Consider the following 26,204-nt stretch of genomic DNA (forward strand, 5'->3'; position numbering starts at 1 on the left):
GTGCGCCTGCTCAGGGGATCGCGAGCGGCCCGGCCAGCACCAAGGGGTGCGTGGCGTCGCAGGCCGGGGACACGGCATACACGGTCCGCCGGGTGCCGCTGGTCACCACGGCGACGACGGCGGGGGCCCCGTCGAGGGTCGCGATGTCACCGCGCACCGCCATCCAGGCCTTCACCCCCAGGGCGGTGAGGCAGGCGCGCAGGCCGAGCGCGCTCTGCGCGGCTGCAGCCCCGTTCGCCTTGGGGGCCGCGCCGCTCTCCAGGACGCCGTGGACGGCCGTGCGAGCCTGGGTAGCGAGGCGGGCGGCGGTGTAGGCCGTGCCGCTGGTCCCCAGCACGACCGGACCGAGCGCCCCGCCGGCCCGCTGGTCCGCCGCGCTGGCGGGTGGGGCGCCCGGGGAGGCGCTGGAGGCCGTCATCCCCTCACTCCTCGCAGCAGCCCCGCTGCTGGCGCTGTGGGCGGAGCCCAGGCCACTGAGGGAGGCAATGACGTCCCCGGGCCCGGTGCCGGTGAGCAGCGCCGGGAGGCCGAAACCGAGGATCGCGGCCGCCGCGGCCGCCACCCCGACCTGCTGCCACCCCCACCGACGGCGGCGCAGCGGGACGACGGTGCCACCTTCGCGGGCCAGCTGCTCGGCGGCGATGGAGGCGTTGATGCGTGCGACCAGGTCGGCCGGCATCGGGCCCGGGTCTGGCAGGGCGGACAGGAGCTCGCGGATACCGGTCGGGTCGTGCTCGGGGTCGCCCTTGTCCACGGGGGGCACGGGTGGGGTGCTCACCACGAGAACCTCCAGACGTCGAGGACCAGGAATCGAGACGCGCGGATGCCGGGAAACACACAGCAGGAGCGACATGTGTACGACGTCACGGCTGCCCCGATGGTTCCCTGAGCAGCTCTGCCATGGCATCACGACCGCGGCTGCAGCGCGACTTCACGGTGCCCTCGGCGACCTCCAGGACGGCGGCCGCCTCGGCGACGGACAGGCCGTGCATGTCCACCAGGATGAGCGCCATCCGCTGACCCTCGGGCAGCCGGTCGAGAGCCTCGCGGACGTCGAGCCTGGTGTCGACCGACGCCTGCGCGTCGCGCTTGTCGGACAGCTCGTGCTCGGGCAGCTGGCTGGTCGGCCGGTCGCGTCGCAGCCGGTCGAGGCAGGCGTTCACGACAATGCGGTGCAGCCAGGTCGTGACGGCTGCGTCGCCGCGATAGGACTCGGCCCGCCGGAAGGCCGAGATGAAGGCGTCCTGCACGCAGTCCGCGGCCAGCTCACGGTTGCGCGTGGTGCGCAGGGCGACCGCCCACATCCGGTCGCGGTGCCGGCGGAACAGCTCACCGAAGGCGTCCGGGTCGCCGTCGAGGTGGGCGCGGAGCAGCTCGCGGTCGTCGCGTTCCTGCAGCGGGAGGGTGCTCATCGGTATGCCGCCCTGCCGCCCGGTGCGGGTCAGCTGACCGTGACCTCGGCCAGCGTGGCGCGGAACCGCCCGTCGCTGACCTGGGACACGCTCGTGAACCACACGAAGACGTACTGGCCCTTGACCGGGGCGGGGGCCTTGAGGACCACCTCACCCGACTTGCCCTGCGAGGAGCCGACCTCCTTGGCGCTGCTGAGGCTGCGGGGGTCGTCCCCGACGTACACCGTCACGTCGGCGGGGTTGGGCAGGACCAGCTTGACGGTGGTCACGGCACGGGCCTGGCCGAGGTCGAGGCGCACTCCCACCCCCTTCTTGAGGCCGCCGAGCTTCGCTGACGCATACCCCTCGGAGCTCCAGAAGGTGGTGTCCTTGCCGTCGAACACCCGCGGGGCCTCCCCGTTGCGCTCGGCACCGTCCCCCTCGGGATCGAAGCCGGTGGCGCCGAGGATGGGGAAGGTCTGCTGGCCGCCCGAACCCGCCAAGGCGCCCGGCTGGGTCGGCGTGACCGTCACCGCCGGGGCCGTCACCTTGACCGTGCCCCTCGGAGCGGGAGGGTTGCCGAGACCGAGGTTGGTGTTGGAGCCGATCTTCGACGCACCGTAGAAGCCGACCACGATGGCCAGGATCAGGAACGCCGCCACGATCGCCAGGACGAACTTGGACTGGTCGCGGGTGGGCGGGGCCCCGGTCTCGGCCGGCAGGAGCAACGGCAGAGGGGGGTCCAACGGCTCCGCCCCCTCCACGAGGGCCTCGTCGAGGGAGATCCGGCGCTGGTCGGCACGCTCCTCGGCCGCCTGGCGCATCGCGCGCCGCTCGGCAGCCTTGTCGGCGGCCGCTCGGGCGAAGCTGCCCACGCGCTGGGCCGCGGCACCGGCCGCCTGACCAGCCACCTGACCGGCGGTGCCGAGGGCGGCCCCGACCGCGCTCGCCGCGGCGGCGGCCTGGGCTGCTGCCGCCGCTCCCGCGCCCGGCTCGCCGCTCCCGGGAGCAGCGGGGTCAGCCTGACCTCCGACGCCTGCCGCGCCTGCCGCGCCTGCCGCGCCCGAAACGCCTGAGTGGGCGGCCGGACCACTGAGCGGGTCGAACCTGGGCGCCGTGCTGCCCGTCGCGGGGGCCGCTGCGGCGGGGCGCGGGCTGTCCACGGCCGGAAGCAGCACGGTCTCGGCGGCGATGCCGGACGCCTTGCCGCTCTGGTCCGCGAGCTCGGCGCGCAGCTCGTCCATCGGCAGCGCGATGGTCCGCGCCATGCCGTCCTCGACCGGGGTGGTGCGCCCGACCCCGTTCACCTGAGCCGTGGCCCACGGCGCGATCTGGGAGGCGAAGTCCCCGGGTGTGAGCGGGCCCTGGTCCTCGTTCAGGGTGAGGCGGCAGAGCGCGTCGAGGTCACCGGGGACACCCGCGGCGATCTCGGACGGAGCCGGGACGCCCCCGACCACGCGCGGGGCGGACTCCACGCCGGCCACCGAGCCGGGCAGCGGCCACCGGCTGGTCAACGCGGCATACGTGAGTGCGACGACCCCGATGGCGTCGACGCGCGCCGCCTGCGTGGCGTCGAGGTCGTCCTCGGCGGCCATCGCGGCGAGGGTGGCCACGCCCCGCACCTTGATGGTGCCGTCGTGGTCGCGCAGCACCGAGTGAGGGGTGAGGCGCAGGTGGTGCAGTCCCCGGCCGCGGGCGGCCTCGAGGCCCGTCGCGGTCTCGCCGACGATGCGGCGGACCTCCTCGGCGGGCAGTCCCCCCTGCTGGAGGATCTGGGCGAGTGAGTGGGCGTCGTGGATGGCCTCCTCGACGAAGAAGGCGATCCCGTCGGACCGGCCCACGTCGAGCACCCGCACGAGACGGTGGTTGTCGAGGCCGGCCACGCGACGGGCGGCATCGAGGGTGGCCTCGGCGTGCGTCTCGTCCTCCGCGAAGCACACGATGACGACGTCGCGCTCGAGCGTCGTGTCGGCGGCTGACCAGCGCTCGGCCCTCGGCAGCTGCTCGATCCGGCGCTGCACGGCATACCGGCCGCCCAGCACGGTCGAAGGGCCTACCCCGTGCACGCTGCCTCCTGCGGTGTCGATGGACGGGTCGCTCCTGGTGCACCAGTCCTGAGGTCCCAGCACGGGTGCGGGGTCATCCTATGGCGTGACCGCTCAGGAGCGGCGTCGCCGCAGGCGTCGTACCAGGGGATCGAGCAGCAGCCCGACCTCCTCGACCCGCATCGCGTGCGCCAGACCGAGGGCGAGCAGCACGAACACCCCACCTCCGACGACCACCTCGGTGAGGGCGCCGGTCCACGACGTGCGCTCCTGCCCGGCAGCCTCGAGGGCACGGAGCACCAGCCAGGTGACGGCCCCGGCGGCGACGGAGGCCAGGCCGAGCCGCACGTAGCTGCGGACGCTCGCGCTCAGCCTCAGCGACCCGAGCCGGCGACGCAGCAGGACGAACCCGAGCACGGCGGCCGCGAGGTTGCTCACGGTCTGCCCGAGGCCCACGACCACCCCGGTGTGCGTGGGGTCTACCACTGCGGCGACGAGGTTGGCGATGGTCGCCACGACGGTGACGACGAGCTGGAGCCGGAACGGCGTCCGGGCGTCCTCGTAGGCGTAGAAGACCCGCTGGATGAGGTACAGCCACCCGAACGGGACCAGCCCCAGCATCATCGCGATCATCACCCGGCCGATGGCGGAGGACTCGGCGGGTGAGTTGTCGAAGAACGCCACCCGTGCCACCTGGGTCCCGAGCAGGATCATCGCCACCGTGCCCGGCACGAGGAGGACGGCCGGCATCCGCAGCCCTCGTCCGAGGTCGGCGACGACCTCCGCGTCGTCGCCCTGGTGCGCGGCGTTGGACAGCCGGGTGAACAGGGCGGTGACCAGCGAGACGGTGATGAGCGAGTGGGGGAGCATGAACAGCAGGAAGGCGTACCCGTACGCGGCGAGCCCCGCGCCCTCCTCGCCCCGGACGTACAGCTGGTGACCGGCCCGGGTCATCACCTGCGACGTGACGATGTAGCCGACCTGGCTGAGGGCCACCGCGGCGAAGGTCCAGCCCGCGACCCTCGAGGCGCTGCCGAGACCGACGCCGCGAAACCCCCAGACGGGGCGGTAGCGGAACCCGCTGGCGCGCAGCGGCAGCCACAGGGCGACCGCCTGCACCGCCACCCCGAGGGTGGCGGTGCCGGCCAGGACCCAGATCATCAGGGGGGTCCAGGCGCCGACCTTGACGTTGGCGGGGAAGGCGAGCTTGAACCACAGCAGGCCGCCGATGGCGACGAGGTTGGCCAGCGCCGGTGCCCACATGTATGCCGTGAAGTGCCCGCGGGCGTTGAGCACCTGGCCGAAGAGCGTGTAGAGCCCGTAGAAGAACACCTGCGGCAGGCAGATGAACGCGAACGCCACCGCCAGCCCGACGGCGTGGGCGTCCCACTCGCGGGTCGCGAAGACCCGGACCAGGAGGGGAGCGGCGAGCGTCACCAGCACGGTCGCCCCGACGAGCAGGGCCAGCGACAGGGTCAGCAGCCGGTTCACGAAGGCGTGCCCGCCGTCGTCGTGGCTGGCGGCCTTGGTGATCTGCGGGACGAGGACGGCGTTCAGCACCCCGCCGGCGAGCAGCAGGTAGAACTGGTTCGGCAGGGTGTTGGCGACCTGGAAGGTGTCGGCGGCGAGCCCGATGCCGATGACGCCGCTGAGCAGGGCCGCGCGGCCGAACCCCAGGACGCGGGACACGACGGTGCCGGCCGCCATCAGGGCGCTGGACCTGGCGAGGCTCTGCTCGCCGGCGGGCCGGTCCGTCATGAGAGGCCTCTCATGACGTGGTCGTCGGCTGGTCGTCGGTCATGCGGTGGTGGCCTCTCGCGGGAGCCGGGCGCCGGGGCGTCGTCGGACGGTGCGCACGATACCGAGCAGTAGGACGAGCCCGCCCACCGCGGCCAGCCCGCCGTAGACCCAGTTGCCCGTCGGGGTGACGCGGACCTGGACGTCGGCGCCCTCGCCGATGACCGTGCCGTCCGGCGTGGTCAACCTGGTCCGGAGCGGGACCGACCCGGCGGCGAGCGCGGTCACGCTCACGGACACGGTGGCCCTGCTCTTGGGGCCGATCCGCAAGATGGGGGGCTGGCTGTCGATGCGCAGGCGCAGGTTGGACGCTTCCACCGTGAGCTTGACGTTCCCGACGGGCACGGCCAGGTCGTTCGTCACGGTGATCTGCAGCCGTCCGGAGTCCGCCAGGAAGTTGATGGTGCTGGCCGACACCTTGACCGCCGTGGTCGTCTGCCTGGCCGCCTGGGTGACCCCGCCGCTGAGGGTGTCCCAGGCGGTCGGGGCGGCTCGCCAGCGGGTCGAGGCGAGCTGTTCGGCGGCGCGGGCCCAGGTGCGCAGGAACTCGTTGCCGTCGTCGCGGATCTGGGCGACACCCCGGACGGTCCGGACCGTCTGCTCGAGCTGGCTGATCCGGGCACTGGTCAGGACGGGCTGGCCACCGCCGGGCTCGACCGTGGGCCGGGTCACCGGCGCGGCTGCCGTCCCGACCGCGTGCCTGGCGCTGGCCAGGAGGACGTCGGTCGTCGTGGGGGTGAGCCAGGGGATGCTGTCCACGGCGGCGAAGAAGGCCCGGGCTGCCGCGGGGTCGGGGTTGAACGAGCGGGGGGCCGCGACGAAGACGCTGCGCCCCTGCGTGCCGGGCAGCTCGTTGAGCAGTGCCACCGAGTCGGCCACGAACTGCTGGGTGCTCAGCACCCCTGCGGATGCGGACGTCGTCTGGGTGAGCAGGGTGCTGAGCGCGTCGTCGTATGCCAGGAGGGGCAAGCCGGTCGTGCTGCGCTGCGCCGAGCCGGGCGAGTTGGTCGTGCCCGGGGTGGTCAGCACCGCGGCCGAGGTCACCTGTCCGGCGAGGGCCGGCTGTTGGAAGAGCCGCCGCAGGGCGGTCTCACGGGTCAAGGTGTAGCCGCCGTCGGCCGGCCACGCCACGTCCGCGCGTCCGCCGAGCCTCTGGGCGACCGCCTGCGAGCGCGCCACCAGGGTGCGCATCAGGGACTGGGCCGTGCTGGCCCCGGCGACCGCGGCGAGGTCGGCGTCGGTGTCAGGCAGGACCCACGGGGTGTGCCGCGCTGCGGCGTCGGTGATGCGGGTCTGGGTCGCGGTGCGGATCGCCGTCTCCGGGTCACTCTGGGCGGCGCTCGAGCCGATGTCCACGCCCCTCTGGAGCAGCGTGGGGGTGAGGGTGGGGTCGATCGCCCAGGTGACGGGCGCGTCCTGGGTGGCGTCGATGACCCGGCTGACCCGGGACCCGTCGGCGAGGGCGTCGCTCCAGGCCTTCTGCCGGCCGGCGCCCGGGCCGCCGAACAGCTGGGGGTCCGGGTCCAGGGTGAGCGGCACGGCCCAGCTGATCGAGATGGGTTCGTACTGCTTGGTCCGTTGGTAGCCGGCGAAGGTCCGGACGCTGGCGGTGCCGGTCTGCACGCTGAGCGGGATGGCGCCGTAGGCCGCCCGTCCCAGCGAAGCCAGTCGATGCACCGTGACGTAGAAGGTCGCCGTCCCCCCGGCCGGCACCGCGCCGGCGAGCCGGGTCCGGCCGACGACGGTGCCCTGGGCCGGGCCGACCTCGGTCGCCCAGTTCTGGACGGCCTCGCGGGTCGACCGCAGGGAGGTGTCGTCGGTGGGCATCACGACGGCCACGGTGGGTCCGTTGAGGGGCCTGGAGCCGTCGTTGCGCATCGTCCCGGTGACGACGAGGTCCTGGCCGGGCAGGGCGACGGCGGGAGTCATTCCCGTGAGGGCGAGGGCGACGCTCGTGGCCGACGCCGAGCCCCTACCCACACCTGCCCTCGAGGCCACACCCGAGGCCGTCCCGGGAGTCGCGGCTCCCAGAGGCAGCGCGATCGCGGCCGCGAGGAGCACGCGGCATACGGAGGCGCGGTGCATCACCCGTCCCCGGCCAGACGCGCCCAGGCCTGCCTCGCGATGCGTCGCTCATTGGGGAAGGTGAGGTGCTCGTGGGCCTCGCGCAGCGGCAGCCAGGCGACATCGATCGCCTCGTGGTCGGGGTCGTTCTCGATGGTGAGATGGCCCCCGGTGGCTTCGAGCAGGTAGTGGTGGACGAACTTGTGCACCCGTCGCTGGCCGGTCGCGAACCAGTAGTCGATGGTGCCGAGCTCGGTCAGGACGCGGCCCTCGATGCCGGTCTCCTCCTCGACCTCGCGGGCCGCCGCCTGCTGGAGCGTCTCGTCGTTCTCGAGGTGCCCCTTGGGCAGGCACCACTCGATCCGGCCGGCGCGGTTGCGGCGCGCGATCACCGCGATCCGGGCGACGCCCTCGTGCACGTCGACGACGATTCCCCCGGCGGAGCGCTCCTCGACCGCGGGCAGCCGGGGCCGGGCGGGCACCAGCCTTTCGGGGTCGCGAGCGGGGGAGGTCACGCTGCCACTCTAACGAGCGCCTACCCTTGACCTCCGTGTCCACCGCCGATCCCCGCGAGCCGCAGACCGGCCCTGCCCCCGCGTCCGGGGCGCCGCTGCTGCCCGAGCTGATGCGTCGGGCCACGGCCCACCTCGCGCCGGTGGTGCCGCTGCTGACCGAGCTCGGTGAGCTCTTCGCGGCGCAGGGCCACGAGCTCGCCCTGGTCGGCGGTCCGGTGCGCGACGCCTTCCTCGGCCGGCTCTCGCCCGACCTCGACTTCACCACCAGCGCGACCCCGGACGAGACGCTCGCGATCCTCCGGCCGTGGGCCGACGCCCACTGGGACATCGGACGCGAGTTCGGCACGATCGGTGCGCGGCGCGGCGAGCACACGGTCGAGGTCACGAGCTACCGCGCGGATGCCTACGATGGTCAGTCCCGCAAGCCCGTGGTGGCCTTCGGCGACAACCTCGGGGACGACCTCGTCCGGCGTGACTTCACCGTCAACGCGATGGCGATGCGGCTTCCGTCGATGGAGTTCGTCGACCCGTATGCCGGGTTGGCGGACCTCGCCGCGCGGCGCCTGCGCACCCCGGGGCCCCCCGAGGTGTCGTTCGGCGACGACCCGCTGCGGATGATGCGCGCCTGCCGGTTCGCGGCGCAGCTCGGCGTCGACGTCGCCCCCGAGGTGCGCGAGGCGATGAGGGCGATGGCGCCGTCGATCGAGATCGTGTCGGCCGAGCGGGTCCGCGACGAGCTGACCAAGCTCCTGCTCGCCCCGCAGCCGCGGGCCGGGTTGCGGCTGCTCGTCGAGTCGGGTCTGGCCGACCACGTGCTGCCCGAGCTGCCGGCGCTCAAGCTCGAGGTCGACGAGCACCACCGCCACAAGGACGTCTACGAGCACTCGCTGACCGTCCTCGACCAGGCGATCGCGCTCGAGGGACCGCCCGACGGACCGGAGTCCTCGGTGCCGGGACCGGACCTGGTGCTCCGGCTGGCCGCGCTGCTGCACGACGTCGGCAAGCCCGCGACCCGCCGGTTCGAGGCGGGGGGCGGCGTCTCGTTCCACCACCACGAGGTGGTCGGCGCGAAGCTCACCGCGAAGAGGCTCAAGGCGCTGCGCTTCGACAAGGACACCGTCAAGGCGGTGTCGCGCCTGGTCGAGCTGCACCTGCGGTTCCACGGCTACGGCGACGGCGCCTGGACCGACTCCGCCGTGCGCCGCTACGTCACGGATGCCGGGCCGTTGCTCCCGCGGCTGCACCGGCTGACCCGGTCGGACTCGACCACCCGCAACGCCCGCAAGGCGGCCCGGCTCTCGCAGACCTATGACGCCCTCGAGGTCCGCATCGAGGCCCTCATGGAGGCCGAGGAGCTGGCCAAGGTGCGGCCCGAGCTCGACGGCAACCAGATCGCGGCCGTCCTGGGCATCAGGCCGGGCCCGGTGCTGGGTCGCGCCTACGCCCACCTCCTCGAGGTGCGCCTCGACCGGGGGATCATCGGCCAGGACGCCGTCGAGCAGGAGCTGCGCGACTGGTGGGCGCAGCAGCCCGAGTCCTCCGCGGAGCCGACCGGTCCGTGAGCGTCGCGGGGAGCGGGGGTCTGTGCACAGAGCTCCGTGCCAGTGCGCACGGAGCCGGTCTCCGCGCAGAAGGCGCCACGTCTGTGCACAGACTTCCGCTCCTCGGGGTGCGAGGGCCTGGCGCGCCGTTCCGGCATACGAAAGGGGCACCCGACCACGTGGTCAGGTGCCCCTTTCGTATGCGTCCGAGCGTCAGCGCTCTTCGGTGCCTGCGATGAAGGCCTCGAGCTTGGTGCGACCCTCGGTGTCCTCGCGCTGCACGGGCGGGGACTTCATGAGGTAGGACGAGGCGCTGATCAGCGCGCCGCCGATGCCGCGGTCCTTGGCGATCTTCGCCGCACGGATGGCGTCGATGATGATGCCGGCCGAGTTGGGGGAGTCCCAGACCTCGAGCTTGTACTCGAGGTTCAGGGGGACGTCGCCGAACGCGCGACCCTCGAGGCGGACGTAGGCCCACTTGCGGTCGTCGAGCCACGCGACGTAGTCCGACGGGCCGATGTGGACGTTGCGGCTGTCCGTCAGGCCGGCCAGCGCGCCCGTGAGGTTGGACGTGACGGCCTGGGTCTTGGAGACCTTCTTGGACTCGAGGCGCTCGCGCTCGAGCATGTTCTTGAAGTCCATGTTGCCGCCGACGTTGAGCTGGTAGGTGCGGTCCAGCGTCACGCCACGGTCCTCGAACAGCTTGGCCATCACGCGGTGCGTGATGGTCGCGCCGACCTGCGACTTGATGTCGTCACCGATGACCGGCACGCCGGCAGCCTCGAACTTGGCAGCCCACTCGGGGTCGGAGGCGATGAAGACGGGCAGGGCGTTGACGAAGGCCACGCCGGCGTCGATGGCGCACTGGGCGTAGAACTTGTCGGCGACCTCGGAGCCCACCGGGAGGTAGGAGACGAGCACGTCGGCCTTGGTGTCCTTGAGGACCTGGACGATGTCCACGGGCTCGGCATCGGACTGCTCGATGGTCTGGGCGTAGTACTTGCCGATGCCGTCGTAGGTGTGACCGCGTTGCACGGTGACGCCGGTGGGCGGCACGTCGGCGATGCGGATGGTGTTGTTCTCGGAGTTGCCGATGGCCTCGGCGAGGTCGAAGCCGACCTTCTTGGCGTCCACGTCGAAGGCGGCGACGAACTCGACGTCCTTGACGTGGTAGTCACCGAAGGTGACGTGCATGAGCCCGGGGACGTTGCCAGCCGGGTCGGCGTCCTTGTAGTACTCGACACCCTGCACCAGCGAGCTGGCGCAGTTGCCGACGCCAACGATGGCGACGCGAACGGATCCCATGGGTTACTCCTTCTAGAGCTTTTGTGCGGTGGGGTTGGTGGCCGAGGCGGGGATGTTCCGCTCGGCGGTGATGAGCTCGTTGAGCCAGCGGACCTCGCGCTCGGCGGAGTCCAGGCCGTGCCGCTCGAGAGCGGTGGTGTAGGTATCGAAGCGCTCGCGGTTCTTGGCCGAGCTGGTGCGGATGTTCTCCAACCGCTCCTCCAGCCGGCTCCGGCGCCCCTCGAGGATGCGCAGCCGCACCTCGGCCTCGGTGCGGGCGAAGAACGCGAGGTGGACGTCGAACGTGTCGTCCTCCCACGCGGTGGGCCCGGCCTCCTTGAGCAGCTCCTGGAAGTGCTCCTTGCCGTCGGCCGTCAGCTCGTAGACGATGCGGGCCCGCTTGGATCCGGAGGTGGCTGCCGTGTGCTGGGTGCTGACTGCCTCCGCGATGAGGCCCTGGTCGAGCAGCCCACGCAGGCAGGGGTACAAGGTGCCGTAGGAGAGCGCCCGGAAGACGCCCAGCGCCGCGTTGAGGCGCTTGCGCAGCTCGTAGCCGTGCATGGGGCTCTCGTGCAGGAGACCGAGGACGGCGAACTCGAGCAGTTCGGAACGACGGCTCATGACTGGCAGCACCTCCCTTCGCGTTCAACGCACGGACCTCGTCCGTGGCAGTCCCCGTGTGTTCGGCAGACGGAGGTAGCGTACACCAGATATATCGAACCGATATATCTGGAGTACGTTCCGGAAACGAGCGGCGCTGAGAGTGCGTTGAGAGGGCGAAATGCACGTTTCAGATGTCAGCCAGTCATACTGAGGGTCAATTCGCTGTGCGCGGGTGGCCCCTGGGCCGCACCCGCGCCAGTTGTATGCAGATCGGGAAGGTCAGATGAGTACCTCACGTCCGAAGACGCGCGCCCAGGCCAAGGCGGGTCAGGAACGCGGCGCGAAGTCGCCGAAGACCGCGAAGCCCAAGGGCAGTGCCGCCAAGCGGTGGGCCAAGTGGCTCGGCATCACGGCGCTCGCGGGGTTCCTGCTCCTGGTGATCGGCTTCTTCGTCGCCTACTCGATGATCGACGCGCCCAAGCCGAACGACCTGGCGGCCGCGCAGGCCTCGATCATCTACTACGCGGACGGCAAGACCGAGATCGACCGGATCAGCCAGGTGAACCGCCAGTCCGTGCCGCTCAAGCAGGTGCCCAAGGCTGTGCAGGAGGCGCACCTCGCAGCGGAGGACCGCAACTTCTACCAGAACTCCGGGATCAGCCCGACCGGCATCCTGCGCGGCGCCTGGGCGACCCTGCGCGGGGGCACGGCGCAGAGCGGGTCGACGATCACCCAGCAGTACGTCAAGAACTACTTCCTGAGCCAGGACCAGACCCTGACGCGCAAGGGCAAAGAGATCATCATCGCCATCAAGATCGCCAAGGAGCAGTCGAAGGACCAGATCCTCGAGAACTACCTGAACACGATCTACTACGGCCGCGGGGCGTTCGGCATCGAGACGGCCTCCAAGGCCTACTTCAACAAGGACGTGTCCAAGCTGACGCCGTCCGAGGGCGCGCTGCTGGCCTCAGTGGTCAAGGGCCCGTCGTTCTTCGACCCCGGCCTGGGGGCCAGTGAGAAGGCCAACGCCGAGGCTCGCTGGAAGTACGTCATGGATGGCATGGTCACCGAGGGCTGGTTGACTCCGCAGCAGCGGGCCGCCGCGCAGTTCCCCACCAAGTCCCTGATCACCTACAAGCCGAACCGCAACGCCTCCGGACCCAACGGCTTCATCACCGACGCGGTCAAGCGCGAGCTGAAGGCCACGCTCAAGCTCAGCGACACCGACATCGACAGGGGCGGCTACCGGATCGTCACCACGATCGACCAGAAGGCGCAGAAGGCCGCGGTGGATGCCATCAAGGCCCGGATGCCCACGGGCAAGGGCACCTCGTCGCTGCGGGTCGGGCTGACCTCGATCCGGCCCGGTGACGGTGCCGTGGTCGCGATGTACGGCGGTGCGGACTACCAGAAGGAACAGTTCAACACCGCCACCCAGGCCTCGATGCAGGCCGGGTCGACGTTCAAGATCTTCACCCTCCTGGCTGCCCTCTCGCAGAACAAGCCGATCAGCACCAAGACCAAGTTCGACGGACACAGCCCGCAGTACTTCAAGGAGTTCCAGGACCCCAATGCGAAGACCGACTTCCTGCGCCGCGGAGGCGTCCGGAACTTCGGGCCCTTCCCCGGTGAGCAGTTCGGCAACATCGACCTGCGCAAGGCCACGGGGCACTCCGTCAACACCGTCTACGCCCAGCTCAACATCAAGGTCGGGCCCCAGGCCACCAAGGACGCCGCGGTCGCAGCCGGGCTGCCCGCCAAGGGGATCGGCACCAACTACGCCAACGTCCTCGGGACCTCGCACGTCACCGTGACGGACATGGCGAACGCGTACGCGACCATCGCGTCGCAGGGCACCCGGGTCACGCCGTACTTCATCCGCTCGGTCACGGGCGGTCCAGGCAACCTGGACTACAAGGCCAAGCCGGTCAGGAAGGTGGCGTTCGACAAGGGCGTGACGGCCGACACCGTCGACGCCATGCAGCAGGTCGTCCAGGACGGCACCGCGGTCTACGCGCAGAACGTCGGCCGTCCGGTCGCGGGCAAGACCGGCACCACGACCGACAACAAGGCGGCCTGGTTCGACGGGTTCACCCCCCAGCTGGCCACCGCCGTGGGCATCTACAGCAGCGGCCCGAAGGGCGAGGAGCTGTCGATGAACCACGTCCCCGGGGTCGGCGAGCTCACGGGCGCGACCGTGCCCCTGCACATCTGGACGGACTACATGACCGCCGCGCTGCAGGGCCAGAAGGTCATCGACTTCCCCAAGCGCGCGGGTCTGGGTGACAACCAGATCTACACCCCGCCGCCGACGACCACGTCGACGACGACGTCCAGCACGACCACGACGACGACCACCACGCCGCCGACCACGACGACGACCACGCCCACCCAGACCACGACCAGCCCCACGATCAAGCCGCCGCCGACCCTTCCCCCGCCGACGACCATCACCCTCGGCGCGGGCGGGCCATCCTCGACGACACAGTGACGACCACCCAGTGACGACGACACAGTGACGGGGCGGTACGCCCCGGGGTCGCGAGCCATCGTGAGCTCCGGCCCGTTGCCCGATGGCGCGCTGGCGGTCGCCGGTGGGCCACTGGGCAGGCACGCCTCGGCGCGGGCGCGGTCGTGGGCAGCCACCGTCGTGCCGCTGCTCGTCGCCGCGGCCGCGACCATGGCGCTGTCGGTGGTGGAGCGCGCCCACTGCATCCAGAAGGGCTGGACGGGCTCCGACCAGTTCTGGCACGCCTGCTTCTCGGACCTGCCCTCGCTCTACCAGCTGGGAAACCTGCACCACGGGCTGGCCGCCTACCTCGCGGGTGACGGCTCCAGCGCCGACCACCCGGTCCTCACCGGAGCGGTGATGGCGTGGCTGGGAGGTCTCGTGCCCGACGGGCCGTTCCTCGACCAGACCCGCTGGTACTTCGCCCTGTGGGCCCTGCTCGGCACGGCCCTGGCGGTCGCCGTCGTCTACCTCACCGCCGCATCGCGTCCGCTGCACTCCGCGAACGCCGCGCAGGTCGCACTCAGCCCCGTGCTCCTGCTCACGGCGATGCTGTCGCCCGACCTGTTCGGGGTCGCGCTCGCCAGCGCCGGCATCTGGGCCTGGGCCCGGCGTCGCCCGACGCTGGCCGGTGCCCTGCTCGGACTCGCGGTCGCTACTCGCACCTACCCCGTCCTGATCCTGCTGGCGCTCGTGGTGCTGGGCCTGCGCACCGGCCGCCTCCACGCGGTCGGCCGGACGCTCGCAGCCGCGGCGGGCGCTGTCGGTGTGGTGCTGCTGCCGTTCCTCATCGGCAACCCCGGCGCCATCGCGGTGCCGTACGAGCGGTGGTGGGACAGCCAAGCGGGCCTGGGTTCCCTGTGGATGGTCCCCGAGCTGGTCGGTCATCCCCTGCCGACCGGAGCGACCACTCTGCTCACGGTGGTCGGGCTCGTCGTGGCGGTGCTGATGGGCGCGCTGTTCGCCTTGAGCACCCGACGTCGACCGACCGTGGCCGAGGTCGCCCTGGTCCTGGTCGCGCTCGCCCTGGTCACCGGCAAGACCTTCCCGGTCCAGTCCTCCCTGTGGCTGGTCCCGCTGGTGGCCCTGTGTGGGCTGCGCTGGCGGGATCACCTGGTGTGGGCGTCGGCGGAGGCGCTGCACTTCGTCGCCGTCTGGCTCTACGTCGGGGGTCTGTCCAGGCCCGAGCGCGGTCTTCCGCCCGGCTGGTATGCCGTGGCCCTCATCGTGCGGGTCGCGGCCGTGGGCTACCTCGTCTGGCGGGTCTGGGACACGGCGTCCCAGCGCGCCGAGGCCCCCGACCTCGACGCTGCCGACCCCTCGGTCTCGCGCGGTGACGAGCTGTCCGAGGATCAGTCCGACGCGGTGGTCGACGAGCTGGCCGGCGACTTCACCGACGCCCCGGACGAGCTGCTGGTGCGCTTCGCCTGACCCTGTGGACAACGATTCGGTCGTTGTCGCTGTGTCCCGGTACTCTGTGTCAGGTTCCCCGGCGGTGCACCTCGACGGTGCCTCGCAGGGGATCGCACTGCAACCCTCCTGTCACGGAGAGACCGTGACCGCCATAGACCAAAGGAGGCGGGTTATCAGCATGCGTCAGTACGAACTCATGGTCATCCTCGACCCCGAGCTCGACGACAGGACCGTCGCGCCCTCGCTCGACAAGTTCCTCACCGTCGTCACCAAGGACAAGGGCACCGTCGACAACATCGACATCTGGGGCCGCCGTCGCTTGGCGTTCGAGATCAAGAAGAAGGCCGAGGGCATCTACGCCGTCGTCAACTTCACCGCAGAGCCGGCCACGGCCAAGGAGCTGGACCGCCAGCTCGGCCTGAACGAGTCGGTCATGCGCACCAAGCTCCTGCGCCCCGGCGCCTGAGCTGCACCGATCTGATTCTGTTCCACTAGCTCCACCGACCTGACCCAAACGAACAGGGGACATGCTCCATGGCTGGCGACACCGTCATCACCGTCATCGGCAACATCACCGGCGACCCTGAGCTGCGCTTCACCCCCTCGGGTGCTGCCGTCGCGAACTTCACCGTGGCCTCCACGCCGCGGCAGTTCGACCGGCAGTCCAACGAGTGGAAGGACGGCGAGACGCTGTTCATGCGCTGCTCGGTGTGGCGTGACGCGGCGGAGAACGTCGCCGAGTCGCTCCAGCGGGGCACTCGCGTCATCGTCTCCGGCCGTCTGAAGTCTCGTTCGTACGAGACCAAGGAAGGCGAGAAGCGCACGGTCGTGGAGATGGAGGTCGACGAGGTCGGCCCCTCGCTCCGCTACGCGACCGCCAAGGTCAACCGCACCCAGCGCGGCACCGGCGGCGGCCAGGGTGGCTTCTCGGGTGGCCAGGGTGGCCAGCAGGAAGACCCCTGGGCGACCGGTCCCTCCGGTGGCCAGCAGTCGGCTCCGGCCGGCAGCGGCCAGCAGTCCGGTGGCCAGCAGGGTGGCGGGTGGGGCGGCGGCGCGCCGTCCTACGACGAGCCCCCCTTCTGATCCGTCAGGGTCGGACAGACCAGATCATCCGGTATGCCGGGTAGTGGGCCTCCGCAGGAAGCCAGCCGCACGGCATACCCACCTCTTGAACAACTCGAAACACACCATCCCTGGGAGACCAGGGCTCATCCGCTGAGTTCCTCAGCAGAAGGAGAGCACCACGATGGCCAAGCCCGTTGTGCGCAAGCCCAAGAAGAAGGCCAACCCGCTGAAGGCGGCGAAGGTCGAGAACATCGACTACAAGGACACTGCGCTGCTGCGCAAGTTCATCTCCGACCGTGGCAAGATCCGCGCGCGTCGTGTGACCGGTGTGTCCGTCCAGGAGCAGCGACTCATCGCCACCGCGGTCAAGAACGCCCGCGAGATGGCGCTGCTGCCCTACTCGAGCTCGTCCCGCTGAGCTCGGGCGCTAGGAGGATCTGAACCATGAAGGTGATTCTGACCCACGAGGTCTCCAGCCTCGGCACCGCCGGTGACGTCGTCGACGTCAAGGACGGCTACGCCCGCAACTTCCTGTTCCGTCGTGGCCTGGCCACCGCGTGGACCAAGGGCGGGCAGAAGCAGGTCGACGCGATCGCCAAGGGCCGTGAGGTCCGCGCGATCAACTCCCTCGAGGAGGCCAAGTCGATCAAGGGCAACCTCGAGAACAAGGCCGTCAAGGTCGTGGCCCACGCGGGTGACTCCGGTCGCCTGTTCGGCGCCATCTCGACCGCCGACATCGCCGCTGCTGTCAAGGCGGCCGGTGGCCCCGAGCTCGACAAGCGCAAGATCGAGGTCCTGACCCCGATCAAGTCGGTCGGCAACCACGAGGCGCTCATCCGCCTGCACCCCGAGGTGCAGGCCAAGGTGACCCTCGACGTCGTCGCCGGCTGACCCAGCCGCCGCACGACCAAGGCCCGGCTCCCGCAGCACGCGGGGGCCGGGCCTTCGTCCTGTCCCGACCCGGCCGGCCCCGGGCGTAGCGCCGCCGCCGTCGGTCGCACGAGTCGAGGGCATGGGACAGAATCGGCGCATGCACCCACGCGTGGCGATCGCGGCGACCGGGCCGGCGTCGGCTGACGCGGGACTCGCGGCAGCGGCGGCGGGGGGCAACGCGGTCGACGCAGCCATCGCCGCGATGGTCTCGGCGATGACCACGGAGCCGGGCATCGTGTCGGCGGCCGGCGGGGCCTACGTCAGCGTCTGGCCTGCCGGGGGCGACCCCGAAGTCATCGACGGCAACGTCGAGATGCCCGGGCGTGGGCAGGACCCTGCGCGGTTCGGCGCGGGGTTGCGGGAGGTGACCACCTCCTACGGAGGCGGCCTCACCCTGTATGCCGGCCACGGCTCGGTCGCGACGCCCGGCGCCTTCGCGGCCCTGGGCACCGCGCACGACCGCCATGGCAGGGCCCCGTGGTGGGAGGTGCTCGCACCCAGCATCACGGCCGCCCGCACCGGCTACGCGATCGGCGGCGCCGCGGCGAGCTATCTCGCCATCACCGGGGACTCGGTCTTCGGCTGGGACGAGCACACCCGTCCCCTGGTGAGGGGTGCGGACGGCGCGGTCGTCGTCGCCGGACAGCTGGCGACGAACCCCGACCTGGCCGACACCCTCGAGCAGATCGCCACGCAGGGAGCGCGCTCGCTGTACACCGGCGACCTGGCCGCCCGGATCGCCGCGGACAGCGAGGAGCGGGGTGGCCTGATCACGGCCGCCGACCTCGCGGCCTACCGAGCCGTGGTCCGCACGCCGCTGCGGCTCGCCCTCGGGGAGTGGGACCTGGCCCTCAACCCGCCTCCCTCGATCGGCGGCCCGATGCTCGCGATCATGCTGCGCGAGCTCGCCGCCGGTGGCTGGGACTGGTTGCGCATCATCGAGATCCAGCGACAGGTGCTGTCCTACCGCCATCAGGTGCACGACCTGTCCACCGACCTGGAGGAGGACGGCTACGCCCTGCTGGAGTCGGTGGACCTCAACGGCTTGGCCAGCCTGCCGACCTCGTCGTCCACGGCCCACGTCTCGGCGGTCGACAGCGACGGCACGGTCTGCGCCATCACGGCGTCGAGCGGATACGGTTCCGGCGCAACGGTCCCCGGCACCGGGCTGATGCTCAACAACTGTCTCGGCGAGCCCGAGCTCAACCGGCTGGGGCTGCACGCCCTGGCGCCGGGCACGCGACTCGCCTCCAACATGTCCCCGACCGTCGCCCGCTCGCCGTCGGGCGCGGCGCTGGCGATCGGCAGCCCGGGCGCCGACCGGATCACGACGGCGCTGATGCAGGTGCTGGGTCGCCACTGCCTCGAGGGAATGCCCATGGACCAGGCCATCGAGGCGCCCCGGGTCCACGTGCGGATCCTCGACGACGGCACGCCGCGCGTGGACCTCGAGGACGACGAGGGCATCTCCGCCGCGGTGGGGGCGCTCGGGCTGCCGTCGTTCTCGCACGGTCCGAGGTCGATGTTCTTCGGTGGGGTGGGCGCCGCTCGGCTGCTCCCGGACGGCACCGTGGACGCGACCGGTGACCCCCGCCGCGAGGCGGCGACCCGCGTCTCCTCCTGAGGCCGACCCACCGTGACAACGGGCTGCGGCGGTCAGCGGGCTGCCCCGGTCACCGCCCACGCGTCGCCGCGGATCCGCCACCAGAAGAAGCACGCCCGGATCGCCATGAAGGCGGTGAACACCACCCAGAGCACGGTCACCGCCCGCGGTGCGCCCTGGGCCAGGAGCTCGTCGCCGGTGCCGTGCACCCAGCCGGCGAGCGGAAGGTAGAGCACCAGCGTCGCCGCCATGGCCCCGGCCAGCCACCGACCGTCGCCCGCGCCGATGAGCACGCCGTCCACGACGAAGACGTAGCCGGCCAGCGGTTGCCCGAGCGCGACCACCACGAGCGCGGCCGACAGTGCGCCCCGCACGGCTGGGTCGGTGGTGAACAGGGAAGGCAGCAGCGAGTGCACGGCCAGTAGGGCCAGGCCGAGGACGGCACCGACCCAGATGCCCCAGCGGACCATCGTGGTGGTCGCATTGCGCGCGGCCTCGACGTCGCCGGCCCCGAGGGCCTTGCCCGTGAGGGCCTGCGCGGCGATGGCCAGCGCGTCGAGGGCGAAGGCGAGGAAGCTCCACACCGTCGCCGCCACCTGGTGCGAGGCCAGGGGCACGTCGCCCAGCCCGGCCGCGACCCAGGTGGTGACCAGCAGGATCGCGCGCAGCGCCAGGGTCCGTACGAGCAGGGGTATGCCGGTCAGCGCCGCCCGCAGCACGCGTCCCGGATGCGGGCGCAGGGTGGCCCCGGCCCGGCGCGCGTGCCGCACCAGGACGGTTACGAGTCCGATCGCCATACCCGTCTGGGCGATGACGGTGCCCCACGCGGATCCGGCGATGCCCCAGCCGAGTCCGTAGACGAGCAGGAGGTTGAGCCCGATGTTGGAGGAGAACCCCGCGACGGAGGCGACCAGTGGCGTCCGGGTGTCCTGCAGCCCGCGGAGCACGCCGGTGGCGGCCAGGGCCACGAGCATCGCCGGGATGCCGAGCGCCGAGATGCGAAGGTACGTCGCGGCATACCCGATGGCGTCGTGGGACGCACCGAAGGCGCGGCACAGCGGTTCGGCCGCCAGGGCAACGACGACGGAGGTCGCGGCCCCGAGCCCGACTGCGAGCCAGGTGCCGTCGATCCCGGCCCCCAGGGCCCCGCGCTCGCTGCCCGCCCCGATCTGTCGCGAGACGATCGACGTGGTGCCGTAGGCCAGGAAGACGAAGATGTTCGCCGCGGTGATCAGCGTGGCGCTCGCGACCCCGAGGCCGGCGAGCTGGGCAGTGCCGAGGTGGCCGATGATCGCCGAGTCGGCCAGCAGGAACAGGGGTTCGGCGACGAGGGCGAGGAAGGCCGGGATCGCGAGGCGCAGGATGTCGCGGCTCTGGGCGGACCGCGCTCCGACGTCCCCTCTGCTCACCGCGCCACGCTAACGGTTTGCCGGTGGGCTACCCGCCGGTGGTCGCCCAGCGGTCCTTCAGCGCGGCGACCTGGGTGGCGACGTCGGCGGCCATGTCCACCTCGTCGGGGGCCATGAGCCACTGCAGCTGCAGTCCGTCCATGAGGGCGACGAGCTGCCGTGCGATGGTGCCCGCGGGTATGCCGGGTGCGGCGGTGCCGTCGGCGACGGCGTCGGTGAGGGCACTCGTGAGCGAGTCGACGGCACCTGCGTGGTGCCTGCGGAGCCAGTCGTGGCCAGGGTGGGCCGGGTCGACCGCCTCGCCGGCAAGGGTGGTGAACAGCCGCACCATCGCCTCGCGTCCGGCGTTGAGCCGCACCAGCTCCACCATGTCGTCGAAGACCTCCCACCCCCGGGCGGGCGCCCCGCGCCGGGCCGACAGGCTGGCCAGGTCGCGCAGGTCGCGCTGCTCGAGGACCGCGGCGAGCAGGTCCTCCTTGGTGGGGAAGTGGTGCAGCAGGCCGGTCTGGCTCAGGCCCGCTGCGGCCGCCAGGGCGGTCATCGGCGTCGCGTGGAAGCCGCGTTCCGCGAACAGGTCGGCCGCGGCGGCGACGATCCGCTCCCGGGTGCCGCCCGTACCGGCGGCACCCCTCGGTCGACCGCGCCCACGCCGGGTGGCGGGTGGGCGGTGCGGCACGCTCACAGCGGTCAGGCCAGGGGAAGTCGGGAGCGGATGTCGCCGAGGCCGCGGGCGACCAGCAGCTCCCCGCCGGACAGGGGGGCGCCCCACGTCCCGGCGGCGGTGTCCCACCGCCGCCACAGCCGCGCGTCGGTCGTGACCTCGACGTCGGCGTGCCCACCCGCCGGCACCGTGGCGGTGCCCCAGCCGACGAGCCGGACCGGCTGGTCGGCCTCGTCGGGCTGGAAGTAGGCCTGCACGACCTCGCGGGACTCGCGATCGCTCGTGTTGCGCACCGTCACCCGCACGGTGACGCCCGTGTCGGTCCCGGTGAGCTCGGCCGACTCGTACTCCCATGACCCGTAGCCGTCGCCGGCGCCCAGCCAGTGGGCGGGCGGCTCGGCGTGACCGGCATGGAAGCCGCGGTAGCCGATGAACACCCCGTCCGTGTACTCGAGCTGCAGGTCCGTGGGCTCGACGACCCAGGCCGGGGCCGCGCCGTCCGCGGCCGGCCACGACGTCACCAGCCGCCCAGCGGGCTCGCGCAGGCCCAGCAAGGCGTCGGCCACGGCGTGCCCGCCCTCCTGACCCGGCAAACCGACGACGAGGATCGCGTCGACGTCCTCGGCCCACGGCATCAGCACCGGGGTCGCGGCGTTCAGGACGACCACGGTGCGGGCTGCGGCGGCCGCGACGGCCGACACCAGCCGGTCCTGGTCTCCCGGCAGGGCCAGGGTGGACTTGTCCGTGCCCTCGGTCTCCTGCTCCGGGGTGAGCCCGACGACGACGACTGCCGTCTCGGCGTCACGCGCGGCCGCGACGGCCGCCTCGATGACCTCGTCCGTCGGCGCAGGCACGGGGGCGACGACGAGGGACTTGACGCCCATGCCCGACGCCAGGACGTGGGACAGCGTGCTCAGCTTGCCGTCCGGTCCGGGTTGGGGCTCGGTGCGCAGGATGGTCAGCACGGCTTCGACCAGCGCGCCCGGTGCTGCGTCCACATCGGCAGTCCAGTGCGGCGGCTTGAACATGCCCTCGCCCGGGTCGGCGCCACCGGCGACGAGATCGGCGCCACCGAGGTCGGCGCCGTCGAGACTGACCCGCCACCGGCCGGTGCCCAGGGCGCCGAGACGTACGCGACCACCCTTGGCCAGGCGGGCGCGCAGCCGGAGCTGCTCGGTCGGACGGGGCGGGGTCTCGTCAAAGCCGGTCGTCACGTCGGCACCGTCCACGTGCTCGGAGAGCATGACCACCCCGTCGGCGTCGAGGTGCTCGACCTGCATGCCGGGCGCGCCTGTCACGGGGTCGCTGATGGAGTCCGGCGCCGCGGGCAGCGGTCGCTCGCGGACCTCCACCCCGTCGACCACGGTCAGCCGGTCGCCGATCGCGGCACGCAGCCCCTGGGCGATGGAGACCTGGTAGGGCGGGTTGACCTGGGCGGAGCCGCCGCCCATGCAGACCGTCTCGACAGCGTGCCGTCCGATGAGCGCCACCGTGCCCGAGGTGGCGCTGGCCGCGGTCAGCGGCAGCGCGCCGCCCTTGTTGCGCAGGACGACCATGCCGTCGGTGGCCAGCCGACGCAGCTGCTCGCGGCGGGCGGGCGCGTCCGGTGCCCAGGAGTCGGTCGGCCACACCCGGTGCGCGTCGGGACCACCGAGGGCGCCGACGCGCTCGGCGAGCCGGAGCAGCCGGCATACGTGCTCGTCGATGACGGACTCGGGCACGGCGCCGGCCTCGACGTCGGCCACCAGCGCCGCGCCCCACGGCCCATCCGGGCCCGGCATGACGAGGTCGAGGCCGCCGAGAGCGGCCGGCGCCGAGGTCTTCGTGGCGAACCAGTCGCTCATGAGCAGGCCGTCCCAGCCCCACTCACCCTTCACGACCTCGTTGTTGACGTGGTCCTGCTCCGTGGCCGGGACGCCGTTGACGTCGTTGTAGGCCGCCATGATCGACCACGGGTTCGCGTCGTCGACGGCGATCTCGAACGGCAGGAGGTAGACCTCGCGCAGCGCCTCCTCGCTCACCACGGAGTTCATGTAGTTGCGCAGGGTCTCGGACTCGTTGGCCACGAGGTGCTTGAGGCAGGCGCCGATGCCCTGGCCCTGCAAGCCCTTGACGTAGGCGGCGGCGAGACGCCCGGTCAGCAGCGGGTCCTCGGAGTACGCCTCGAAGAGCCTGCCCCCGAGGGGGGACCGGTGCAGGTTGATCGTCGGCCCGAGCACGACGTGGATCTGCTGGCGCTGGGCCTCCTGCGCCAGCATCTCACCGACCTCGTGGGCGGTGTCCTCGCTCCAGGCGCTCGCCAGCAGAGTGGCGTTGGGGAAGAGAGCCACCTGCTCGCCGCCGGTGAACTTGAGGCCGCGGACGCCGGTGGGTCCGTCGGAGAACGCCATGGGCGCCAGCCCGATCGAGTCCTCCCCGTGCAGGGTGAACGACGTGGCGCCGGTGAGCAGACGCACCTTGGTCTCGAGGTCGAGGTTGGCGACGAGGGCCGGGAAGTCGGTGAGGTCGGTGCTGGTCACGGCTCCCAGTGCAGCGGTCCGACCCCGGACAGTAAATAGTTAGGGCTAACTATTTCGCGGACTGAGACGGACGAGCGTATGCCGCGTGGCCCTGCGGCGTGGCCCGGTCGCGGCCGGCGCCGCTCGTCCTCGTCGGTGGGCGTTGGCATGATTGCGTCGTGTCCACCATCGTGTTCCTCCACGCACACCCCGACGACGAGGCGTCCCAGACCGCGGGCGCGATGGCTCGCGCCGTCGCCGAGGGGCACCGCGTCGTCACCGTCTTCGCCACCCACGGCGACCACGGTGAGCTCCCGTCCGGTGGCCTGCCCGAGGGCGAGACCCTCGTCGACTGGCGGCGCCGGGAGGCTCAGGCGAGTGCAGACGCGTTGGGCGTGCAGCGGATCGCGTGGCTGGGATATCGCGACTCCGGCATGACCGGCTGGGCGCAGAACTCCGAGGAGGGCGCCTTCACCGGGGCGGACCTCGACGAGGCAGCCACCCGGCTCGTGGCGATCCTCGACGAGGAGGACGCCGACGTCCTGGTGGGCTACGACTGGCACGGCGGCTATGGGCACCCCGACCACGTCAAGGTCAACGCCGTCGTCCACCGCGCTGCCGAGCTGGCGGCACGCCGGCCGCGGCTGCTCGAGTCGACGATGAACCGCGACCTCGTCCGCGGGGTCTTCCAGGCGGCGGTGGCCGCCGGCGCGGGGGACCGGGCGTTCGACCCCGACAGCCCGATGGACGACGGCAATCCCCTCGGCACCCCCGAGGCCGAGATCACCTGGCAGGTCGACGTGGGCGACTACCTCGCCCAGCGCCGCGCCTCCCTGGAGGCGCACCGCAGCCAGGCGACCGACATCGAGGGGATGCTCTCGATGCCTGCGGAGTTCTTCGCGGTCTTCTTCGGGCGCGAGCACTACATCGAGCCCGGCCTCGACAGGGCACAGCACCCGCAGATGCAGGTCGGCTGGCCGTTCGGTGACTGACCGTGACTGACCATGACTGAACGGGCGGCCACGCTCGGCCCGGTGGCCCTGCTGCGCCTCCCTCAGGTCGCGCGCCTGCTGTTCTCGGCCCTGGTCGGGCGGCTGCCCAACGGCATGGTGCCGCTGGCCCTGGTCCTGTTCGCCCGCGACACCGGCAGCGGCTACGGCCGGGCGGGGCTGCTCACCGCCGCGTACTCGCTCGGGTGCTGCCTGGGTGGGCCGGCCCTGTCGCGCGTGATGGACCTGCGCGGGCAGCGCAGCGCTCTCGCCCTGGGCGGTCTGGTCTCGTCCTGTGCGCTGGCGGCGCTGCCGTGGGTTCCCTCCGCAGGGGCGATCGCCGTGGCGCTGGTGGCTGGGCTGGCCACGCCCCCGCTGGAGCCTGCCCTGCGCACGCTCTGGCCGTCGGTCCTTCCACCGCGCCAGGTGCCGTCGGCCTTCGCCCTCGATGCGGCGGCGCAGGAGCTCATCTTCGTCCTGGGCCCCCTGGTCGTCCTGGTCGCCCAGCTGGGTGGCAGCGGTGGCGGTCTCGTCGCGGCGGGAGTGATCGGGGTGGTGGGCACCGCGTGGTTCGTCGCCTCGCGAGCCTCCGGGGCCTGGGTGCCGCCCGTGCACGAGGACCGGCACTGGCTCGGCCCGCTGCGTTCGAGGCGGCTGTGTGTCCTCTACGCGTCGGTGGCGCTCGTCGGGCTGACCATCGGGGTGCCGGCCGTCGCGCTGGTGGCCTACGCCGAGTCCACCGGTGACCGCGGGCTGGCGCCCTGGCTCGTGGCCGCGAACGCCCTCGGAGCCCTCATCGGCGGGGTCGCGTACAGCCCGCGCGCCCCGCACCGCGACCCGCGCACCGACCTGCTCCTCGGCCTCGGCGTCATCGCCCTCACGTATGCCGCCCTGGCCTGGGTGCCGTCGAACGTCGTGGTGATGGGTCTGCTCACCGTGGCCAGCGGTCTGGGTCTGCCTCCGGTGCTCGCGTGCGTCTTCCAGCTGGTCGACCGGCTGGCGCCACCCGGCACGACGACCGAGGCCTTCGCGTGGCTGATCTCGGCTTTCCTCGTCGGCTCCTCCGCAGGGGCGGCAGCGGCGGGGTCGCTGTCGGACAGCGGGCGGATCGGCGGTGCGTTCCTCGTGGCTGCGGGATCGGCGCTCGCCGCCCTGGCCGTCGCGCGGGTCGCCGCACAGCCCCGCCGGCTGCTCACAGGTGCTTGAGGGCCTCTCGACGGCTCAGCCCGCTGAGGCGGTCTCCGTATCCCGACACGGTCGCCCGCACCCAGGCCGGATCGGTCCGTGCGTGCTGACGCAGCGCCCACCCGATGGCCTTGCGGATCCAGAAGCTGGAGTCCGCGAGGTTCGGCTCGATGACGTCGGCCAACAGCTCAAGGTCCGTCCGCTCCTTGAAGGTCAGCTGGCTGATGATGGCGGTACGCCGCAGCCAGAGGTCGTCGTCGGTGGCCCACGAGCGCACCGTCGGGGTCAGGATCTCCTGGTGTGACAACAGGATCGGACCGATCCGGTTGGTGGCGACCTCGTCGACGTGGTCCCACCAGGCGCCGGTGACGACCAGGTGCCGGTAGAGCGGAACCGCCCCCGGGTCCTGCCACGCGCGGTAGGCGCGGTGCCCGGTGAGTGCCGTCGCGGCATACCTCTCCTCGCGGTGCGTGGCGTGGTCCCAGAGGTCGCGCACGGCGCCATCCCACTGCGTCCGCTCCTCGATCCGGTATGCAGGGTCGGCCAGGATCGGCCGCAGCAGTGCCTTGAGCTGGGGCGAGGTGATGCCGCGGTAGGGCATCGACGACTTCATGTAGGCCTGCTGGCTGGCCGCACGCTGCGGGTCGCCCGCCCCGGCGAGGGCGGTCCGGATGGCCTCGACGACGGGGTGCGTCACGG

General features: G+C 72.0%; 22 protein-coding genes. 10 read left to right on the forward strand and 12 right to left on the reverse strand.

The annotated features are described in order from the left end of the window. Window positions 1–10 precede the first annotated feature (10 nt). From BJ986_RS07150 to BJ986_RS07175, 6 genes are all read right to left on the reverse strand, one after another. Window positions 11–778: a hypothetical protein gene (locus BJ986_RS07150; RefSeq protein ID WP_179421351.1), complete on the reverse strand. Its 768-nt coding sequence runs from the start codon at window positions 776–778 to the stop codon at window positions 11–13. Between the two features lie 85 nt (window positions 779–863). After that, window positions 864–1,412 (reverse strand): RNA polymerase sigma factor SigM, encoded by a 549-nt coding sequence (sigM, locus tag BJ986_RS07155; protein ID WP_179421352.1) that lies wholly within the window; start codon window positions 1,410–1,412, stop codon window positions 864–866. 29 nt (window positions 1,413–1,441) lie between these two features. Then, window positions 1,442–3,520 carry a hypothetical protein gene (locus tag BJ986_RS07160; RefSeq protein WP_179421353.1) on the reverse strand — a complete coding sequence of 693 codons (2,079 nt, stop codon included), beginning with the start codon at window positions 3,518–3,520 and terminating at the stop codon, window positions 1,442–1,444. Between the two features lie 30 nt (window positions 3,521–3,550). Continuing rightward, window positions 3,551–5,194, reverse strand: a complete 1,644-nt coding sequence (murJ, locus tag BJ986_RS07165) for a murein biosynthesis integral membrane protein MurJ (protein WP_179421354.1) — start codon at window positions 5,192–5,194, stop codon at window positions 3,551–3,553. Between the two features lie 39 nt (window positions 5,195–5,233). Then, entirely contained in the window at window positions 5,234–7,318 is a 2,085-nt protein-coding gene (locus tag BJ986_RS07170; RefSeq protein WP_238338064.1) for a DUF6049 family protein, read from the reverse strand. Further along, on the reverse strand, window positions 7,318–7,812 hold the full coding sequence (locus BJ986_RS07175) for an NUDIX domain-containing protein (RefSeq protein WP_179421356.1): 495 nt from the start codon (window positions 7,810–7,812) through the stop codon (window positions 7,318–7,320). Before BJ986_RS07175 ends, BJ986_RS07170 begins: the two co-directional genes overlap by 1 nt. 110 nt (window positions 7,813–7,922) lie before the next feature. On the opposite strand from BJ986_RS07175, the gene BJ986_RS07180 reads away from it, so the two are divergent. Next, on the forward strand, window positions 7,923–9,374 hold the full coding sequence (locus tag BJ986_RS07180; RefSeq protein WP_179423605.1) for a CCA tRNA nucleotidyltransferase: 1,452 nt from the start codon (window positions 7,923–7,925) through the stop codon (window positions 9,372–9,374). A 192-nt stretch (window positions 9,375–9,566) separates the two neighbouring features. Here BJ986_RS07180 and BJ986_RS07185 read toward each other — a convergent pair whose 3' ends face one another. Both BJ986_RS07185 and BJ986_RS07190 read right to left on the reverse strand, forming a co-directional pair. Further along, window positions 9,567–10,658: an inositol-3-phosphate synthase gene (locus BJ986_RS07185; RefSeq protein ID WP_179421357.1), complete on the reverse strand. Its 1,092-nt coding sequence runs from the start codon at window positions 10,656–10,658 to the stop codon at window positions 9,567–9,569. A gap of 12 nt (window positions 10,659–10,670) precedes the next feature. Continuing rightward, window positions 10,671–11,258, reverse strand: coding sequence for a PadR family transcriptional regulator (locus tag BJ986_RS07190; RefSeq protein WP_179421358.1), 588 nt, complete (start codon window positions 11,256–11,258; stop codon window positions 10,671–10,673). Between the two features lie 265 nt (window positions 11,259–11,523). On the opposite strand from BJ986_RS07190, the gene BJ986_RS07195 reads away from it, so the two are divergent. The 7 genes from BJ986_RS07195 to BJ986_RS07225 all read left to right on the forward strand — a co-directional run bounded on the left by BJ986_RS07195 (window position 11,524) and on the right by BJ986_RS07225 (window position 18,784). Beyond that, a complete protein-coding gene (locus tag BJ986_RS07195; RefSeq protein ID WP_179421359.1) occupies window positions 11,524–13,731 on the forward strand; it encodes a transglycosylase domain-containing protein in 2,208 nt (735 codons plus the stop codon). A gap of 60 nt (window positions 13,732–13,791) precedes the next feature. Then, window positions 13,792–15,180 (forward strand): glycosyltransferase 87 family protein, encoded by a 1,389-nt coding sequence (locus BJ986_RS07200; protein ID WP_337794966.1) that lies wholly within the window; start codon window positions 13,792–13,794, stop codon window positions 15,178–15,180. A 160-nt stretch (window positions 15,181–15,340) separates the two neighbouring features. After that, window positions 15,341–15,628, forward strand: a complete 288-nt coding sequence (gene rpsF, locus BJ986_RS07205) for a 30S ribosomal protein S6 (protein ID WP_056921396.1) — start codon at window positions 15,341–15,343, stop codon at window positions 15,626–15,628. Between the two features lie 68 nt (window positions 15,629–15,696). Beyond that, window positions 15,697–16,245, forward strand: coding sequence for a single-stranded DNA-binding protein (locus tag BJ986_RS07210; protein ID WP_179421360.1), 549 nt, complete (start codon window positions 15,697–15,699; stop codon window positions 16,243–16,245). Between the two features lie 163 nt (window positions 16,246–16,408). Next, a complete protein-coding gene (rpsR, locus tag BJ986_RS07215) occupies window positions 16,409–16,645 on the forward strand; it encodes a 30S ribosomal protein S18 (RefSeq protein WP_056884210.1) in 237 nt (78 codons plus the stop codon). Window positions 16,646–16,671: 26 nt separating this feature from the next. Then, window positions 16,672–17,118, forward strand: a complete 447-nt coding sequence (gene rplI / locus BJ986_RS07220) for a 50S ribosomal protein L9 (RefSeq protein WP_179421361.1) — start codon at window positions 16,672–16,674, stop codon at window positions 17,116–17,118. A gap of 139 nt (window positions 17,119–17,257) precedes the next feature. Beyond that, entirely contained in the window at window positions 17,258–18,784 is a 1,527-nt protein-coding gene (locus BJ986_RS07225) for a gamma-glutamyltransferase (RefSeq protein WP_179421362.1), read from the forward strand. 32 nt (window positions 18,785–18,816) lie between these two features. On the opposite strand, the gene BJ986_RS07230 is transcribed toward BJ986_RS07225, so the two are convergent. The 3 genes from BJ986_RS07230 to BJ986_RS07240 are packed head-to-tail and all read right to left on the reverse strand — an operon-like array spanning window position 18,817 to window position 23,352. Next, window positions 18,817–20,172 (reverse strand): MATE family efflux transporter, encoded by a 1,356-nt coding sequence (locus BJ986_RS07230; protein ID WP_337794967.1) that lies wholly within the window; start codon window positions 20,170–20,172, stop codon window positions 18,817–18,819. Between the two features lie 28 nt (window positions 20,173–20,200). Then, window positions 20,201–20,854, reverse strand: coding sequence for a TetR family transcriptional regulator (locus tag BJ986_RS07235; RefSeq protein ID WP_179421363.1), 654 nt, complete (start codon window positions 20,852–20,854; stop codon window positions 20,201–20,203). 5 nt (window positions 20,855–20,859) lie between these two features. Then, entirely contained in the window at window positions 20,860–23,352 is a 2,493-nt protein-coding gene (locus tag BJ986_RS07240) for a glycoside hydrolase family 3 C-terminal domain-containing protein (protein WP_179421364.1), read from the reverse strand. Between the two features lie 158 nt (window positions 23,353–23,510). Here BJ986_RS07240 and BJ986_RS07245 point away from each other — a divergent pair, with 158 nt between their 5' ends. Next, entirely contained in the window at window positions 23,511–24,323 is an 813-nt protein-coding gene (locus BJ986_RS07245) for a PIG-L family deacetylase (protein WP_179421365.1), read from the forward strand. A 12-nt stretch (window positions 24,324–24,335) separates the two neighbouring features. Then, window positions 24,336–25,526: an MFS transporter gene (locus BJ986_RS07250; protein WP_179421366.1), complete on the forward strand. Its 1,191-nt coding sequence runs from the start codon at window positions 24,336–24,338 to the stop codon at window positions 25,524–25,526. Here the strand turns inward: BJ986_RS07250 and BJ986_RS07255 are convergent. Beyond that, window positions 25,513–26,202 (reverse strand): DNA alkylation repair protein, encoded by a 690-nt coding sequence (locus BJ986_RS07255; RefSeq protein ID WP_337794969.1) that lies wholly within the window; start codon window positions 26,200–26,202, stop codon window positions 25,513–25,515. The genes BJ986_RS07250 and BJ986_RS07255 overlap by 14 nt on opposite strands. Window positions 26,203–26,204 lie beyond the last annotated feature (2 nt).

The sequence above is a fragment of the Pedococcus badiiscoriae genome (assembly GCF_013408925.1).
Taxonomy (GTDB): Bacteria; Actinomycetota; Actinomycetes; order Actinomycetales; family Dermatophilaceae; genus Pedococcus; species Pedococcus badiiscoriae.